The 17207-nt window shown below is 46.9% G+C and carries 17 protein-coding genes, 1 tRNA gene and 1 pseudogene; 11 read left to right on the plus strand and 8 right to left on the minus strand.

Going from position 1 to position 17207, the window contains the following annotated elements; all coding sequences use genetic code 11:
* Positions 1-22 precede the first annotated feature (22 nt).
* The 5 genes and pseudogenes from KFF03_RS12485 to KFF03_RS12500 form a co-directional block, all read right to left on the minus strand.
* Complete coding sequence (locus KFF03_RS12485; RefSeq protein ID WP_255857253.1) at positions 23-679, minus strand: DUF1570 domain-containing protein; 657 nt, start codon at positions 677-679, stop codon at positions 23-25.
* A gap of 126 nt (positions 680-805) precedes the next feature.
* Positions 806-895 (minus strand): annotated as a pseudogene (locus KFF03_RS17735) (DUF4124 domain-containing protein); the annotation flags it as partial.
* Positions 882-1256 carry a hypothetical protein gene (locus tag KFF03_RS12490; RefSeq protein ID WP_255857254.1) on the minus strand — a complete coding sequence of 125 codons (375 nt, stop codon included), beginning with the start codon at positions 1254-1256 and terminating at the stop codon, positions 882-884. The pseudogene KFF03_RS17735 and the gene KFF03_RS12490, both read right to left, overlap by 14 nt.
* Positions 1257-1286: 30 nt before the next feature.
* Positions 1287-2453: a DUF4124 domain-containing protein gene (locus KFF03_RS12495; RefSeq protein ID WP_255857255.1), complete on the minus strand. Its 1167-nt coding sequence runs from the start codon at positions 2451-2453 to the stop codon at positions 1287-1289.
* A gap of 67 nt (positions 2454-2520) precedes the next feature.
* Positions 2521-4872 carry an ATP-dependent helicase gene (locus tag KFF03_RS12500; RefSeq protein ID WP_255857256.1) on the minus strand — a complete coding sequence of 784 codons (2352 nt, stop codon included), beginning with the start codon at positions 4870-4872 and terminating at the stop codon, positions 2521-2523.
* A 125-nt stretch (positions 4873-4997) separates the two neighbouring features.
* Between KFF03_RS12500 and KFF03_RS12505 the strand changes: the two genes are divergently transcribed.
* Positions 4998-6281, plus strand: coding sequence for a protein kinase (locus KFF03_RS12505; protein ID WP_255857257.1), 1284 nt, complete (start codon positions 4998-5000; stop codon positions 6279-6281).
* Between the two features lie 187 nt (positions 6282-6468).
* Here the strand turns inward: KFF03_RS12505 and trpS are convergent, their stop codons facing one another.
* Positions 6469-7488, minus strand: coding sequence for a tryptophan--tRNA ligase (gene trpS / locus KFF03_RS12510; protein ID WP_255857258.1), 1020 nt, complete (start codon positions 7486-7488; stop codon positions 6469-6471).
* 157 nt (positions 7489-7645) lie between these two features.
* Between trpS and KFF03_RS12515 the strand changes: the two genes are divergently transcribed.
* Positions 7646-7948, plus strand: a complete 303-nt coding sequence (locus KFF03_RS12515) for a BrnT family toxin (protein WP_255857259.1) — start codon at positions 7646-7648, stop codon at positions 7946-7948.
* On the plus strand, positions 7929-8198 hold the full coding sequence (locus KFF03_RS12520) for a BrnA antitoxin family protein (protein WP_255857260.1): 270 nt from the start codon (positions 7929-7931) through the stop codon (positions 8196-8198). Before KFF03_RS12515 ends, KFF03_RS12520 begins: the two co-directional genes overlap by 20 nt.
* 64 nt (positions 8199-8262) lie before the next feature.
* On the opposite strand, the gene KFF03_RS12525 is transcribed toward KFF03_RS12520, so the two are convergent.
* Together KFF03_RS12525 and KFF03_RS12530 are read right to left on the minus strand one after the other, a co-directional pair.
* Complete coding sequence (locus tag KFF03_RS12525; protein ID WP_255857261.1) at positions 8263-8883, minus strand: L-threonylcarbamoyladenylate synthase; 621 nt, start codon at positions 8881-8883, stop codon at positions 8263-8265.
* Positions 8884-8930: 47 nt separating this feature from the next.
* Positions 8931-9779, minus strand: coding sequence for a PHP domain-containing protein (locus tag KFF03_RS12530; protein ID WP_255857262.1), 849 nt, complete (start codon positions 9777-9779; stop codon positions 8931-8933).
* A 136-nt stretch (positions 9780-9915) separates the two neighbouring features.
* Here KFF03_RS12530 and KFF03_RS12535 point away from each other — a divergent pair, with 136 nt between their 5' ends.
* From KFF03_RS12535 to KFF03_RS12570, 8 genes are all read left to right on the plus strand, one after another.
* Positions 9916-10215 carry a YciI family protein gene (locus KFF03_RS12535; protein WP_255857263.1) on the plus strand — a complete coding sequence of 100 codons (300 nt, stop codon included), beginning with the start codon at positions 9916-9918 and terminating at the stop codon, positions 10213-10215.
* Positions 10216-10266: 51 nt separating this feature from the next.
* Entirely contained in the window at positions 10267-10953 is a 687-nt protein-coding gene (locus KFF03_RS12540) for a TIGR04211 family SH3 domain-containing protein (RefSeq protein WP_255857264.1), read from the plus strand.
* A gap of 322 nt (positions 10954-11275) precedes the next feature.
* Positions 11276-12787, plus strand: a complete 1512-nt coding sequence (sufB, locus tag KFF03_RS12545; protein WP_255857265.1) for a Fe-S cluster assembly protein SufB — start codon at positions 11276-11278, stop codon at positions 12785-12787.
* Between the two features lie 199 nt (positions 12788-12986).
* Positions 12987-13736 (plus strand): Fe-S cluster assembly ATPase SufC, encoded by a 750-nt coding sequence (gene sufC / locus KFF03_RS12550; RefSeq protein WP_255857266.1) that lies wholly within the window; start codon positions 12987-12989, stop codon positions 13734-13736.
* Between the two features lie 10 nt (positions 13737-13746).
* Complete coding sequence (gene sufD, locus KFF03_RS12555; RefSeq protein WP_255857267.1) at positions 13747-15063, plus strand: Fe-S cluster assembly protein SufD; 1317 nt, start codon at positions 13747-13749, stop codon at positions 15061-15063.
* 58 nt (positions 15064-15121) lie between these two features.
* A complete protein-coding gene (locus KFF03_RS12560) occupies positions 15122-16342 on the plus strand; it encodes an aminotransferase class V-fold PLP-dependent enzyme (RefSeq protein ID WP_255857268.1) in 1221 nt (406 codons plus the stop codon).
* 20 nt (positions 16343-16362) lie between these two features.
* On the plus strand, positions 16363-16734 hold the full coding sequence (locus KFF03_RS12565; protein ID WP_255857269.1) for an iron-sulfur cluster assembly accessory protein: 372 nt from the start codon (positions 16363-16365) through the stop codon (positions 16732-16734).
* Positions 16735-16983: 249 nt separating this feature from the next.
* A tRNA-Met gene (locus tag KFF03_RS12570) sits at positions 16984-17060 on the plus strand.
* Positions 17061-17207 lie beyond the last annotated feature (147 nt).

Below are 17207 nucleotides of genomic sequence, written 5' to 3' on the forward strand. Positions count from 1 at the left end.
ACCTGAATTTCACACTCACAATTTAATAATAGTGAGTGCGAAATTCAGCGCCACTGAGCCATTTCTGATAGCGCTGTGCAGCAGCCACTAAGCCACCCGGATAAGCCTGTGCAAAAAAACGGGGGGCGTCATAAGCGCCACAAGGATTCTGAGCAAAATATCCCAACGTCTTTCTCAGCCATTGCTGCCCTGCTTTATGGCCTAATAAAAAATGCATCATGGCCGCTGACTGAGCGTAATGTTGCTGTTGGTTTTCACCATTAAACTGCTGATGGCTCATCGCCGCCATAGCGCTGAACTGATAAGCAGCCGAGTGCTCGGGCAACTGTTCAAAGGCAGCCTGATCCACCTCGATCTGCGCCGAACTGAGCTGCCAGCGCAACCGCTCTATATATTGTGCTAAACCTTCACTGATCCAGATCGGTGTGCTGCCTAACATCCCAAGCATCATGGCATGGGTCATCTCATGACGAGCAATACGCAGGGTGCTTTGGTGATTCGGCTGCATCGCCATAAATGCCTGATTCCGGCGGCCATGGTAATACGCCACCCATCCGGCATTGGCCTGTTGCTGCTGTTTATATCCTTCAAAAGCCGCCTGATTACGGAAGATCACCAGATTCAGATTAATCTGGCGCCATTGCTCTTTGGGAATGTATCGCGTCAATATGCGATACATTAATGATGCTTCTTTATGCAGTTCTGATTCAAGCCGACTGTCTCCCTGCCAACCTTTAAAATCCAATGTCAGCTTAATACCCTGCGTCTGACGTCCGTAGGTTTTACTCAGATCCTGAGCTTGCTGTCGCGTTTTTTTATTATAGTTATCGCCAAAATGAACCCTGCCATTTTCATCCTTCCAGCGATAGATCGCCTGAGGATCAACATCCGTGATTTTTTTGTGTCGGAGGCTTCACGCACTTTCCGCTATGGTGAGCCGCCGATTTTATACCCGGAGTAAAAACGGATTCCTGCTCTTTCGACACAACCGTTTGTGGAGAAGGTTCAGGTGTTTTAACAACATCTTCACTCACCACAATGGTGTGTGGCGGGTTTTGTATCAGCTGAAATAACTGCGGGATTATGAAATTCGTTTTCTGTAATTCTAAATAATCCGCCAACCATGGGCGTGGACTGATTTCTAACCAATGCTTACGCTGCTCCGGGGTGCTGTTATACCAGAAGAGCTCGATCACCAGCAGCACCATCACCACATATGCCACTATCTTAAAAAGACTCTCGATCAAGCTCTTCATACATTATCCCATGTAAAACAGAGAAATTATTTATAAACTATGAGAGGAAAAATTTTTGTTTTCCAACCAACGATTATAACGTTCCATCAGCATATAGCTCCCTCCCGGATAATTTTCCAGCAACACAGATTCGATATCATCAGGGTGACAATCCCAATGGCTATAATGTTTAAAAAGCCTTGTAATCAGTTGCTTCCCTTCTTGGTGGCTTTTCAGAAAGTAAAACAGTGAGTATGATTGCTCAAAGTATCCTAAAGACCAACTTTTACTTTGCTGAAAAGTCCTGTGGTCCATATTCATCAATTCAATAAAGTCATCATCCTTGATATAGCCTTTACTAAAATTACCCCTTGGTCTCGCAATAGCAGAATTCATGTTGTTCCACTCAAGGTAACCTATATAAGAGGCCAGACCTTCTCCTAACCACTGAGGTACCGACCCCACCAGCGCAGTGACAATCGAATATGTCAGTTCACGTTTAACACTTCTATCAACATCATCACCCCGATGCATACTTACATAAGCTACAGCCTGGCTGTTTCGCTGATAAGCCGTTCCTTTTCCCTCTTTCGAAAAGCGATAGGTTTTATAATCTTTCAAACTCCGATAGCTGGATAACACCACAATATCAAGATACACCGGTTTTAGTTGTTCTCGGGGTAAAATTCCTAATAAAATGTTATAAATTGACCGTGCTTCTCGTGCAAGGTTGTTCTGGAAGTGTCTATTTGGCTGACTATCATGTGGAATTACATTGACGGTAATGGATAGTTCAGGCGCTCGATTTCCGTGAATTACAGATCCTTTATTTTTCCCATCATCCCCAAAATGTACTTTGCCATTTTCATCAACCCAACGATAGATTTTTGATGAATCAGACTTATTTTTTCCCGGTCCTTTAAGCGGCTGAAAACATGAGTTAACACCCCCAGCATAAATATCAAATGGAGATTTAACAGGAGCAACGACAGGCTTCTTCTGCTCAACAACAACTGAAGGAGGTGCAGGTGGATTGGCTATGCTCCGTATTAGCCTGGGGATGAATGGTTGATATGCAGACTCTTGCGAATAGCCATGCGAAAAGTGCTCTATCGGTATCTGACTTGCTATGTAATGTCTGCGCATTGGGTCAGATACAAACCAAACGGCCTCAACAACCACAATGAATAAAATCAGATAACTTATGACTTGCTTCATTAACTCATACATCCCTATAAAATTCACACAAGGATACTACAATGAGTCCAGCTGATCGTCACCACTCTCAAGAATCATATTGTAAAAAATCTGCGGCTTTCTTGCGATCAAAGGTTCTTAGCTTGGCTTCATGATCAAACCGAACTTTCAGATAACGTTCATCTTCTGACAGGATATAACCTCGACCAAATACCTGATGAACCACACGTTGTTTGTTATCAGGCTCCGGGTATTTTCGATCAATAATATAATTACCCGGGTTCTGTTCTGCATAAGCAGGCTCTGCAGCAGATGATTTTGAGGCTGTCGCTATCGCTAAGTCCACCCCCACAGCTTGTATATACTCTCCCACCCACGGCGCCGTTTTATCAACTAATTCTAATATCGATTGTTGTCCGGTGATTGCTCGGGCTATTTTCTGGCTATGGTCAATATTGGCTTCACGCTGGAAGCGGCTTATTTTCTCAAGTGAGTTATTGTTGTTTTTCTGTCGTTTAATCGTTTGTGATGGTGTGATCAGGTGCAGGGTATTTTTTGCACGGGTCATCGCCACATACAATAAACGCCGCTCACTTTCTTCGCTGGCCTGAGTGGTAAACTCACCTTCTGGATTATACGGAAAATAATGGGCGTTAAGGCCAGGAATAATCACCACCGGCCACTCTAAACCTTTGCTCTTGTGGATAGACGTCAGGTGCACACCCGTGTTGTTTTCCTGCTGTAAACGCTGCTGTTTAAGCTCCAATAAATAATCATAAGCGTGCTTAACCATTTGTTGGCTATCACGAATAAAAGCTACAAACGCTTTGATCGTTTGCTGGCGATCTTCGATTTGTTGGGCAGAAAATGCACTATCTTCTATTCCCTGATACAAATCAGTCTGATCAATATAATCCTGAATGATCCGATAGGCCGAGGTATTAATGTATTCAGCATTGGCAATGACGGCCGCACGATCTTCCAATTGATCTCGCTGCCATTTTGACAACTCTTCAGGAATTGCAGCGACAAATGCCTCGCCATAATCTTTTTCTGCCATCGCCAGTTGCTTGGCGATATGTTCCAGCACACTGCGTTTAATTTTTGGATAAGGCGTTGTCAGAATATGCAACCAGGCCTGCTCGCGCCTGTTAACATCACGTTCTGAAAATTTTCCGGCAGCAACTTCAAACAGCAACCAGAAAATATGTAATTCCCAACGATCTAATACCGATAATGAATTATGAAGCTGGTAAGGTATTTTCTTTTGCAACAAGCCCAGTTCAACCGGAGCACATAACGCCCATAAGCGGTTAATTACCGCAATATTTTCTAATGGACGGGATTCTGCTTCACGTTGAATCAGTTTTAAAATCAATGCCGCTTCATTATTGGTAGTGTGTAACTGAGTAACACTTTCAGGGGTACTGTGATGAGATAAACACAATACCGGCTCGCGCTCTTGATTATGGCTAATCAAATGATTGGCGAGCAACGAAATTTCATGACCATAACGAAAGGTATGGGGCAATTCATAACGAGCAATCGCGGTATTATCCTGCCCGCTAAAACGCTGATCAAACTGCTCGACAATAAAGCCCGGTTTCGAGCCTCGGAACTCATAAATGGTTTGATCCGGGTCGCCAATCACCATCACCGAACCACGGCCGCCGTATAATACTTCCAGAAAATACTGCTGAATTTCATTAATATCCTGATACTCGTCCACCAGAATCCACTGCATGTGGCCGCCAAACTGCTTTGCCGCCTCCGGATTATTCAGGAAAAACATCACAGGATCATAAATCATATCGCTGAAGCTGATACGACCTTGCTGTTTGCGCCATTGTTCAAACTGCTGAAAACACTCAATAAAAATGCGACAAGCGGGAGGAAAATCCAGTGTTTCGAACACATCGTGCGCGGGCAACAATCCGGCTTTAACCAGATCAATAAACGCCATGGCCGGTTCAACCCATTTCTTTTTTTGCGACAGTATTTCCTGTTTGGTGTCGTCATCCGCAATCTGCTGCAACAAACGCCAGACCACGTTTTCCATCTCACCATCAGACAATAACTTTTGCTGAAATGCAGGCAACTGTCCTTGCTGGATCAAGCGCTGATAAATGCGCAATCCTAATGAATGAAAGGTGCGCACTTCTGGCAATGCCTGGCCCGGTAATAAACGCTGGAGCTTGGCTTCAAAATCGAGTTGAGCGGCTTTGTTGTACATCATCACCAGCATTCGGCGCGGCTGCGCCCCTTGCTGCAAACGCGCGGCAATAAAATGTGTCAGCGTCGTGGTTTTACCCGCACCGGCAACAGCAATCACCTTGGCATGGCCGTGTTGATGATTCACCACGGCTTGCTGTTCTGCCGTTAGTTGCGCTGTTTGTTCCGCCGTTAGCTGCGCATCGGTGTGTGTATCGGATGTATTCAAAGTCGCCCCCATTGATCACACCCATTCTAGCGGAAAGCGACCATTACCTAAATCGCTCAATCTGTCTTATGATGGCGGCATTATTGATAAGACTTTCTTGATAATGACAGGTAAGCAGACGGCCCATGAAACGTATTCAGATCCAACAACAGTTAACCGAGTTTCCGCGAGAAGTATTCGATCATGCCGATACCTTGGAAATTCTTGATCTGGGTAATAACCAACTATCACAATTGCCGGATGATTTCCCACGCCTGAAGAAACTGAAAATCCTGTTTCTGACCAACAACCACTTTACACATATCCCTCCGGTATTAGCCCAATGCCCGTCGCTGGAGATGATTGCCTTTAAAGAAAATCTGCTCACCGAATTTGCCGAAAACAGCATTCCTGAGCATACGCGCTGGTTGATTTTAACGGGCAACCAACTGACTCGGCTGCCACAATCCATGGGCAAGTTATATCGCCTGCAAAAGCTGGCCTTAGCGGGCAATCAACTGTCTGAATTGCCTGACAGTATGGCAAATTGCCGTAACCTGGAACTGGTTCGACTGTCCGCCAATCGCTTTGAATCTTTGCCCGATTGGTTGTTTCAACTGCCTCGCCTATCCTGGTTAGCGTTTGCTGGCAATCCGTTTTCCAGCTCAGTATTTACCGGCGTGGAGCATGAGTCGAAATCCGTGCCGTTTGTTCACCTCAGTGATATCGAACTGGATGAAAAACTGGGCGAAGGCGCCTCCGGCACCATTTATCGTGGCCATTGGAAGCAGGCACATGAACACCTGGGTGAACCGGATATTGCGGTAAAATTATTTAAGGGGGATGTCACCAGCGACGGCTATCCACAAGACGAGTTAGATTGCTGCCTGGATGCAGGCCATCATCCGCATATTGTAAAAACTATTGGTGAGATTAAAGACCCCGGCGAACTTGGCATCGTAATGGAGCTGATTCCAGCGGGTTATCGTAACCTGGGTAATCCCCCTAACTTTGATACCTGTAGCCGCGACACCTTTGCAGAAGGTGTTTCGTTTACTGCCGGGCAAATCGCCAAAATCGTATCGGACTTTGCCAGCGCAGCGCATCACCTCCACCAGCAAGGCGTCAGTCATGGTGATTTGTACGCACATAACACCTTGGTGAATGATCAGAATGAAATTCTGCTGGGTGATTTTGGCGCCGCTTCCGATTGCAAAACACTGCCAGCTAATCAGCGTGCTGATATGGAGAAAGTTGAGGTACGGGCTTTGGGTTGTTTATTGGATGATTTATTAACGCTGCCAGCTAACCAGCTGAATGAGGAAGAGAGCTTAGTAAAAATGCTGAAATCGTTACGAGATCAGTGTTTTGTTGAGGGTGTAGAGCAACGACCTGATTTTTTAAAATTCTTAGAAACTCTTTCAAAATAAACACTCACTATTATTTTAGCCGTCGCATCTGTGCTACGTCCCTGTAGCTAGATGCTAATTCGACATCCTGTCGCTGCTAAAAAACAATAGTGAGTGTTTATTTAAGAGCTTCAGACGTAAAAAAGCCGATCACTAGGATCGGCTTTTAAATTTCTGCGGGAAAGAAATAGTTTCCTATTTCAACCCCTTACTTCAGGCCAAAAATACCCACCGCTTCACGCACCTGCTCCATCAGTGGCACACTCAGCTTACGAGCTTTTTCAGCACCCTTTTGCAGTTCCGCTTCGATATCCTGTGGACGCGTCAGTAGCTCATTGTATTTTTCACGTGCTTCAGAAATTTCGGCATTAATTAATGCAAACAGCTTTTTCTTAGCATCACCCCAGCCAATACCATCAGCGTAAGCCTGAGTCATTTCAGCCAGCTGTTCTTCATTGGCGAAGGCTTTCCAGATCTGGAATACGGTTGAGTCGTTCGTGTCTTTTGGCTCACCCGGCTCCAGTAAATTGGTTTTGATTTTATTGATGTGTTTCTGCAGTTGTTTTTCAGTCAGGAACAGAGGAATGGTATTGCCATAACTCTTACTCATCTTGCGGCCGTCTAAGCCTTGCAGAATGGCAACATCTTCATCCACGGCGTATTGCGGCAAGGTTAACAACGGATTCTTTTTGCTGGAATAAATATGGTTAAAACGCTGCGCCATATCGCGCGCCATTTCCACGTGCTGAATCTGATCTTTACCCACGGGTACTTTATTCGCACCAAACATCAGAATATCAGCTGCCATCAATACCGGGTAACTGAACAAGCCCATGGTAATGGCTTTATCGGCATCTTCGTTTTCAGCCAGGTTAGCATCAACCGCGCCTTTGTAAGCGTGAGCACGATTCATCAAACCTTTGGCACAGATGCAGTTCAGCATCCAGGTCAGCTCAGGAATTTCGCGAATATCCGACTGACGATAAAACATGGTTTTGTCGGTATCTAAGCCCAAAGCCAACCAGGTCGCGGCAATTTCGGTAGTCGATTGGTGTACCAGCTTCGGATCCTGACATTTGATCAGGGCATGGTAGTCGGCCAGGAAAAAGAAAGACTCAACATCATCACTCTGACTGGCACGAATCGCGGGGCGAATGGCACCCACGTAGTTACCCAGGTGTGGAGTGCCAGTGGTGGTAATACCGGTAAGAACGCGCTGCTTGCTCATGGAAACGGACTCAATCAAAACTTGGTAAAAATAAAGCGCCTTATCATACCTGTTTCAACAAGCGGCATACAGGCCTAGACGTGATCGTTTCTCAGTAAACACTTAAGTTAAGTATTTTTTTGTATATACAATTTAAGTAAGCTAACATAACTTACAGATGACTAAGATCATCCCAAAGGGAATTGAGATGAAGATTGAGTTTGATGCGGTCAAAAACCAGAGGAATACAACCTCACGAGGCATTGATTTCAGAGAGGCACGGCTCTTCGACTTTAATAACGCATTAATCAAACAGGACTTGCGGCATGATTATGGCGAAGTTCGCTACATAGCACTGGGCTTTATCAAATCCCGCTTACACGTTTTGGTATTTACAGAAATAGATCATGGCATTCGTGTGATCAGCTTGCGAAAAGCCAATAGCAGAGAGGTAAAACATTATGAAAAAGCCACTCATTGATGCAAATGGAGAAGTTCGAGAATTAGAAGCGGAAGACTTACACATGTTTAAGCCTGCGCATGAGGTGCTTCCTCAATCACTGAAAAAGTCTTTAGGCGTTCGGGGTAAACAAAAATCTCCCGTAAAAAAACAAATCAGTATTCGCTTATCGGAAGATGTCTTAACAGCCTTTAAAGAAACGGGTCCGGGCTGGCAAACCCGCATTGATAATGCGTTAAAAGACTGGCTGGCAGAGCACCATACGAGCTAGGGCCTTGTTAACAGGCCCTAGCAACAATGGCTACTGGCTCGTTATCAAACTAAATGCCACTAATTTAAACAAATGCAGAGGCGTCTCCAACACCTTGGCGCAGCAGCTCCGGCACTTCGTCTGTCATATCAATAACGGTGGTGGCTTCAAAGCCGCAGTAACCGCCATCAATCACCAAGTCCAGTTCATGCTCAAGCTGCTGGCGAATGTCGTATGGGTCAGACATTGGCATATCATCACCCGGCATAATCAAGGACGTGGTCATCAGCGGTTCGTTCATCTCTGCCGCTAAATCCATCGCAATCTGATTATCCGGTACCCGGATACCAATGGTGCGTTTTTTCGGGTGCATCAGCAGTCGCGGTACCTGGCGAGTCGCTTCGAGAATAAAGGTATAGGCTCCCGGCGTGTGCGACTTTAATAACCGATACTGCGTGTTATCCACTTTGGCAAAATCCGATAACTCAGATAAATCCCGACAAATCAGGGTGAAGTTATGGTGCTTATCCAGCTGACGTAAACGGCGTACTTTTTCAGTCGCGTTTTTATCACCAATACGGCACGCCAATGCATAAGCACAATCGGTGGGAATAACCGCGATTCCGCCGCTGCGAAGAATCTCGGCCGCTTGTTTAATTAACCTTGGTTGTGGGTTTTCCGGATGGATCTGGAAAAACTGACTCATTATTTACTCCAATACCACAACAGCTGATCCGTCGCGGAAAATATCATTTAGTTCCAGTCGGCCCAGACCGGTTCGATGTCTTTTGGAAATTGAGGCATAACACCTAAATCCAAACCAAATTTATTCGGGCCATGAAAATCACTGCCACACGAGCCCTTTAAACCATAATCTTTAGCAATGCTGCGCATTTGCCCTTGCTGGTCACTGTCCATCAGGCCGTAGGCAACTTCGATCGCTGTACCACCTGCATCAACAAAGTCATCCATACAAGCACGTAATTTAGTGCGGGTCATTTTGTACATGTGCGCGTGCGCCATCACGGCGGTGCCGCCCGCCGCAACAATCCATTTCACCGCTTGTTCAGTCCCGGGCCAACTCGCTTTGACATCACCGGCTTTTCCGGCTCCCAGATACTTTTTAAACGCCGTTGCCATATCCGGCACCAGGCCTTCATTAATCAGGTGCTGGGCAAAGTGTGGACGGCCGACCAGCTCACTGCCTTCAGAGCCACCCCCCAGTGCCTGAACATCTTCCAGGCGAATGTCATGCCTCAGTTTTTTCGACAGTTTTTCAGCAATAATAACGGAGCGCTGTTTCCGCGCTTCCAGCTGGTCGCGTTCAGCTTCACGCATGGCATCGCTGTCTGGATCAAAGTTCAGCCCAACGATATGAACATTGATGCCTCCCCACACTGTCGACAACTCAATCCCCGGAATCAAACGTAGCCCTTGTTGCTGAGCAACTGGCAGCGCCTCACGATAACCCTCAACCGTATCATGATCTGTAATTGCTAATGTCTTAACACCCCGCTCACAAGCCCGTAAAACCAGATCAGCAGGCGACAGCTTGCCGTCAGAAGCGGTAGTGTGACAATGTAGATCAAATTCTGAGGCCAACAGGACACTCCTTTAAATTTAGCTGAGGTTTGGCAAAGCACAGGTTGGCTTAACTCAGCCGCTTACGACATAATGCTGACCATTGTAAATCCAGGTCGCCATTTAAGCGACAGTGAAATTCAGGAGCAGTCATCTCATGTGGTACGCCATTATCAGTCAAGACGTTGAAAATAGCTTAGAAAAGCGCATGGGTGCCCGCCCTGCGCACCTTGAACGCCTGAATGCGCTGAAAGATGCGGGCCGTCTTCTGGTCGCGGGTCCTCACCCGGCCATTGACAGCAATGACCCAGGAGAAGCGGGCTTCACTGGAAGTTTAGTGGTTGCTGAGTTTGATTCCTTGGAAGCCGCTCAGAGCTGGGCTGATGCCGATCCTTATGTTCAGGCTGGCGTTTATGAGCAGGTAATTGTTAAACCGTTCAAAAAAGTACTGCCTTAATTCCGTTACACTGACTTCAATCCAACAATAAGTCCAAACAAGGAAATCATTGTGAACAAATTTTTGTTAACAGCCGCTACCCTGCTGTTTGTTTTAACAACATTCTCCGCCGGCACTTATGCAGCGGTTGAAAAGCGTTATGTGGCTGACAGCCTTTGGTTGCAACTGCGTAGCGGCCCAAGCTCCGAGTTTCGTATCCTGAAAGCGCTGAAAAGTGGTGAGCATCTGATTTTTATCGAAGAAGATGCGGCCAAAGGTTACACCCGCGTTAAAACCTCAAAAGGCCTGGAAGGCTGGGTATTGACCCGCTTTCTGGTGAATGAACCCGTTGCCAAAGAAAAACTGATTCTGGCCAATCGGGAGATGGAAAAGCTGAAAGCGGAACTGGAAACCACTAAAACTCAAAAAGCAGAGCTGGAAGCTCAGGTTGAAGGGCTTAAAGGCGATCGTTCTGGATTGAGCCGTAGTCAGGACAAACTGGAAAAAGAACTGAATCGCATCAAAACCATTTCATCGAATGCACTGGCTTTGGATGAAAAGAGCAAGAAGCTGACAAAACGCAACCAGGAACTGGAGATTCAGGTAGAAGCGCTGACAGCCGAAAACGCACAGCTGCGCGATGATCGTCAGCAAACGTACCTGATCTATGGTGGCGGTCTGGTGATTATCGGTATTTTTGCAGGCCTTGTTTTGCCTTCATTGCGAGGTGGTAAGCGCAATGGCGGAGGTTGGGCATAAGCCTTCATTGCTCACTCGTATAAAAGCAGCTTCGGCTGCTTTTTTATTGCCTGCATTTCACTTCCACCCCTCTTTTTCACTCTCACATGCACCACCACAGTGCGAATGAGAATAAGAAACTGTCTCAATTGGTCATATTTCACTCATTTTGGTAGAATTCGCGCCCGCTCAGAAAAGCATACCAATCTGGTATAGATTCTTGGCAGAGATACCAAACCCGAGTAAAATGCTCGGAATTAAATAAGCCAATGCAGGATGCTCTGGCAGTAACGTTTGCAAGACCGTGCAACGACAGACACCTGTCACTGGGAGAAACACAGCTATGAGCAGCAGTGCAGAAATCGAACAAACAACCGCTACCGATGAGTCGGTACAAGCGACGGTGGAACTGACTGGCAAAGATGCCGAGATCGGTAACCGCATTGATCGTGAGTACGAAGCTGGCTTTGTGACGGACATTGAATCGGAGACCATTGCTCCGGGCCTCAATGAGGATGTTGTACGCTGGATTTCCGCCAAAAAAGGCGAACCTGAGTGGCTGACTGAATGGCGCTTAAAAGCCTTCCGTGCCTGGCAGGAAATGGAAGAGCCGGATTGGGCCCACGTTAATTACGAGAAGCCTGATTTCCAGGCGCTGTCTTATTACTCTGCGCCGAAGAGCATGGAAGATAAGCCCAAATCGCTGGACGAAGTTGACCCAGAATTGCTGAAAACCTACGAGAAGCTGGGTATTCCACTGCACGAACAAATGGCCTTGGCCGGTGTTGCCGTTGATGCAGTATTCGACTCGGTTTCTGTTGCCACCACCTTCCGTGAAACGCTGGCCGAAGCGGGCGTGATTTTTATGCCGTTGTCGGAAGCCGTTCATGAACATCCAGAGCTGGTGAAAAAGTATCTGGGTACCGTGGTGCCACAACGTGACAACTTTTATTCGGCTCTTAACTCTGCTGTATTCTCCGACGGCTCCTTTGTTTACATTCCAAAAGGCGTACGTTGCCCAATGGAACTGTCGACTTATTTCCGTATTAACGAAGCTAAAACCGGTCAGTTTGAACGGACTTTGATTGTTGCCGATGAAGGTTCTCACGTTTCTTACCTGGAAGGCTGTACGGCACCGATGCGTGATGAAAATCAATTACATGCAGCTGTGGTTGAACTGGTGGCATTAGACGATGCTGAAATCAAATATTCCACCGTACAGAACTGGTATCCGGGTGATGCCGAAGGTAAAGGTGGTATCTACAACTTCGTAACCAAGCGTGCGGTCGCTCATACCAATGCCAAGGTTTCCTGGACTCAGGTAGAAACCGGTTCCGCCGTAACCTGGAAATACCCAAGTTGTATTTTAAAAGGTGACAACGCAGTGGGTGAATTCTACTCCGTTGCGTTAACCAATAACTTCCAGCAAGCCGACACTGGTACCAAGATGATTCACCTGGGCAAAAACACCAGCTCAACCATCATCTCTAAAGGTATTTCAGCCGGTAAAAGCCAAAACGCTTATCGTGGTTTGGTGCGCATGGGCCCGAATGCCGATGGCGCGCGTAACTTCACCCAGTGTGACTCGCTGTTAATTGGTGATAAGTGTGGCGCTCACACCTTCCCATATATCGAAAGCAAACACCCGTCTGCTGTGGTTGAACACGAAGCAACGACCTCAACCGTCAGTGATGACCAATTATTCCTGTGTCAGCAACGTGGTATTGATACCGAGAAAGCCGTTTCCATGATTGTGAATGGTTTCTGTAAAGAGGTATTTAAAGAGCTGCCGATGGAATTTGCCGTGGAAGCCGGCAAGTTATTGGAAGTGTCACTCGAAGGGTCAGTGGGTTAATCATTTATTAACCAAGGGCTTTATTTAACACATTCAGAAATCACAGGTTATTACCTTCTTCGGCACGCTGTAAATACATCCATGTACGCTCTTCGCCAGCATCCCTGCTGCCGGAGGCCACCGAAGATAACAACCTGTATTTCCCTCTCAGCAATTCGAAAAGCGCTGAAGTAAAAAATTAAAAATTTTGGAAAACGCCATGATTAGCATCAAAAACCTGCAAGCCAAAGTTGAAGAAAAAGATATCCTCAAAGGCCTGAACCTGGAGATTAAACCCGGTGAAGTTCACGCCATCATGGGCCCGAACGGTGCTGGTAAAAGTACCCTGGGTAATGTATTAGCAGGCCGTGAAGGTTATGAAGTAACCGGCGGCAGTGCCGAATTAAACGGCACGGATATTCTGGATATGGACCCGGAAGAACGTGCCCGCGAAGGTTTATTCCTGGCGTTCCAATACCCAGTCGAAATTCCTGGCGTTTCCAACTTAGAATTTTTAAAAGCGTCGGTTGATGCCGTTCGCGAACATCAGGGCAAAGAGCCATTAGACAGCGTTCAGTTTTTAAAACTGGCACGTGAAAAGTGTAAAGCCGTTAATCTGGATCAAAGCTTCCTGAAACGTGGCGTGAGCGAAGGTTTCTCCGGTGGCGAGAAAAAGCGTAACGAATTAATGCAGATGATGCTGTTAGAGCCTAAGCTGTGCATTCTGGATGAAACCGATTCTGGCTTAGATATTGATGCCCTGCAAGTGGTTGCTGAAGGTGTTAACTCTATGCGTGATGAAAACCGCAGCTTTATTGTTGTGACTCACTACCAGCGTCTGCTGGACTACATCGTACCTGACTATGTTCACGTTCTGGCCGACGGCAAAATCGTTAAATCCGGTGGTAAAGAGTTAGCACTGGAGCTGGAAGAAAAAGGTTACGGCTGGTTAGAACAAGCTGGCCAATAAGGAGCGGAAAATGTCTGAACAATTTCAAGCTCACCAGCTCACTCTAACCGAAGCCATTAGCCAAAATGGCAGCGCCTTTGCTGACTTAAATACAGCCGGTCGAGCTGCGTTTGAGCAAGCGGTGATTCCGAACCGCAAACACGAAGCGTGGAAATATACCTCCCTGCGCCATTTAACCGAAGGTGTTTATGGCAATGTGGCAAGCAGCCATAGCGCCGCAGGCTTAGACGGTATCGCAACTATTCCTGCACTGGGTAGCCAGCGCCTGGTATTTGTTAATGGTGTTTTATCAGAAGAATTATCCAGCAACGAAGCGCTGGAAAACCTGACGTTATTCAGCCAGGCCAATGATGACCAAAAAGCGTTAATTGCCGATAAGCTCGACACCATTGTTGCCGGTCAGAATCGTCATTTATTTAACGAACTCAATAACGCGCAATTAACCGACGGCGTATTTCTGCACATCGGTAAAAATGTTCAGCAAGAACAAGCCATTCAGGTTAGCTGGTTAACCACTAAGCAAGACGATAACTTCAGCGTGAATGCGCGTTTATTGGTTGTGGTTGAACAAGGTGCCAATGCCACGCTGGTTGAGCATTATGCATCTGCTGACGCCGAACAAAACAGCTTCACTAATGCCGTAACTGAAATTGCCATTGGTGCTAACGCCAAGCTTCAACACTACCGCCTGAATATGTCTCAGGAAGATGCGTTGCATATTGGTGCAACCCATGTCGACCTGGAGCGTGATGCACAATATCACTCATTCCATTTAGGCCTAGGCAGCAAGCTGACCCGTAACGATATTGTGGTTAACCACAACGGTGGCGGCTCTCATGTGGAAATGAGCGGTGTGTATGTTCCGCAGAACAAACAACTGGTGGATTTCCACACCTGCATCGAACACAAGGTGCCACGTTGCACCACTAACGAAGTGTTCCGCGGCATTATGAACGACAGCGCTAAAGCGGTATTTAATGGTCGCATCCATATTCATCCGGATGCCCAGAAAACTCTAGCGGAAATGAGCAACAAAAACTTGTTGTTAACCAACGAAGCGGAAATTAATACCAAGCCTGAGCTGGAAATTTACGCCGACGACGTACAGTGTGCTCACGGTGCCACCGTTGCTCAGCTGGAAGAAAAAGCGCTGTTTTATATGCAAAGCCGTGGTATTTCCAAACGCGAAGCAGAAGTCATGCTGAGCTTTGGATTTATTAACGAATTATTAGAAGCATTACCGGACGAAGCCATCGGCAATTATTTACGTCCGATTCTGGCGCACCGTTTTGGTCGTGAGCAATCACTGACTCGCCATATTGCTTAATGCGCTCGTTTGATGCGCCCACCCAATAGAGAAACAGCCGAGAGAACAGGTAAACAGAATGACCGACCTGATTAACCAGATTCGCAACGACTTTCCGGCACTTCATCAGGAAGTAAACGGTAAGCCGCTGGTGTATCTCGACAATGGTGCCACCACGCATAAACCCAATGCCGTGATTGACGCCATCAGCGATTATTACCGCACCGATAACTCCAACGTTCACCGTGGTGCACACACCTTAAGTGACCGTGCGACCCAGCGTTTTGAAGATGCGCGCAAAACCGTACAGGCATTTTTAAATGCCGCTAAAGCGGAAGAAATTGTCTGGACCCGTGGTACCACCGAATCCATCAATATCGTTGCTAATACCTGGGCGCGCCAGAACGTCAAAGCCGGTGACCAGATCCTGGTAACCGCAATGGAGCACCACTCCAATATCGTGCCTTGGCAAATGTTGTGCGAACAAACCGGTGCTGAGCTGATTCCGATTCCGGTCTCTGCTGCTGGTGAGCTGGATATGGCCGCTTTCGCTGAATTACTGAACGAACGGGTAAAACTGGTGTCTGTTGTTCATGTCTCTAACGCCTTGGGTACCATTAACCCGGTGGCTGAGATTATTGAAAAGGCCCATGCTGTTGGCGCCAAAGTCTTGTTGGACGGCGCTCAGGCGGTGGCTCACTGGGATATTGATGTACAGGCGCTGGACGCTGATTTTTACGCCTTCTCCGGTCATAAGCTGTTTGGCCCAACCGGCATTGGTGTGTTGTACGGCAAAGAAGCGTTGTTGAATGCCATGCCTCCGTATCAGGGTGGCGGCGAAATGATCGAACACGTCAGTTTCGGCAAAACCACCTACAACAGCCTGCCGTATAAGTTTGAAGCTGGTACACCAAATATTGCTGGAGCTATTGGTTTGGCAGCGGCGATTGAGTACCTCAACGGCTTGGATCGTGTGGCACTGGCTGCTCATGAAGATACCTTGTTAGCTCGTTCGGTAGAGCTGGCCGAGCAACTGGGCGGCATTCAAGCGGTTGGAACGGCGGCAAACAAAGCCAGCGTGTTCAGCTTTCTACTGGAAGGTGCACACCCGGCGGATGTTGGCACCCTGCTCGACCAGCAAGGTATTGCGGTACGGACTGGCCACCACTGTGCGATGCCAATTATGGATCAGTTCTGTATTCCAGGCACTGTACGTGCTTCCTACACTTTCTATAACACCCTGGAAGACGTAGAAACACTGTTCCGCGGCTTGGAAAAAGCCAAAATGTTCTTATTGTAAGAGCAAAGGAGGAGATACTAATGACGATTGAAACCTTCGATCCAGCCAGTGTTACCACAGAGACGCCGCAAGTCAGCATGACTGATGCGGCCATCAAACATGTGCGTAAACAACTGGAGAAAAACACCGAGATGGCAGGTATTCGCCTTGGTGTGAAGAAGAGCGGTTGTTCGGGCTTTAAGTACGACATTGAATTTGTGGAAGCGGCTCAGGATGGCGATATTGCCATTCAGGCCGCCAATGACGTGACGTTATATGTCGCAGGTGATGCCGCTAACTTTGTGAAAGGTACTGAGATCGACTTCAGCAAAGAAGGCCTGAACTCCACCATCAAGTTCAACAACCCCAATGCCAAAGACTTGTGCGGCTGCGGTGAGTCGTTCTCGGTTTAAGCTCGTCAGAGCTTGACTCTAACTCCCGCACTCTGCATGGTAGCCAAGTGAAACATTAAAAAAGGCTGATATTCTCAAAAATATCAGCCTTTTTTGTGGCTCTTCGGCCAACTCTACCGCAGGAAAGACACTCTGAGTTAACTTATTGAAAAGCCTAGTGAAAAAATAGTTGACGACTCAGAAGATCGTGGCATAATACGCGCCACTTGAGACGGCAAGGTCATTATCTTTCTTCTCAATGTATGAAGTGGCTATGTAGCTCAGCTGGTTAGAGCACAGCATTCATAATGCTGGGGTCGGCAGTTCAAGTCTGCCCATAGCTACCACTTATTTTAAAAACCCGCTTAGTGAAAACTAAGCGGGTTTTTTTATACATAAAAATAACGTCAGACAATGTTCTCTTGTCACTGATTGCTAATAAGTTAAATTATAACGATCCTCAATAGAGTCGTGGCGGCCATTGAAATCTACAT

It is taken from the genome of Bacterioplanoides sp. SCSIO 12839, from assembly GCF_024397975.1.
In the GTDB taxonomy this organism is placed as follows: Bacteria; Pseudomonadota; Gammaproteobacteria; order Pseudomonadales; family Oceanobacteraceae; genus Bacterioplanoides.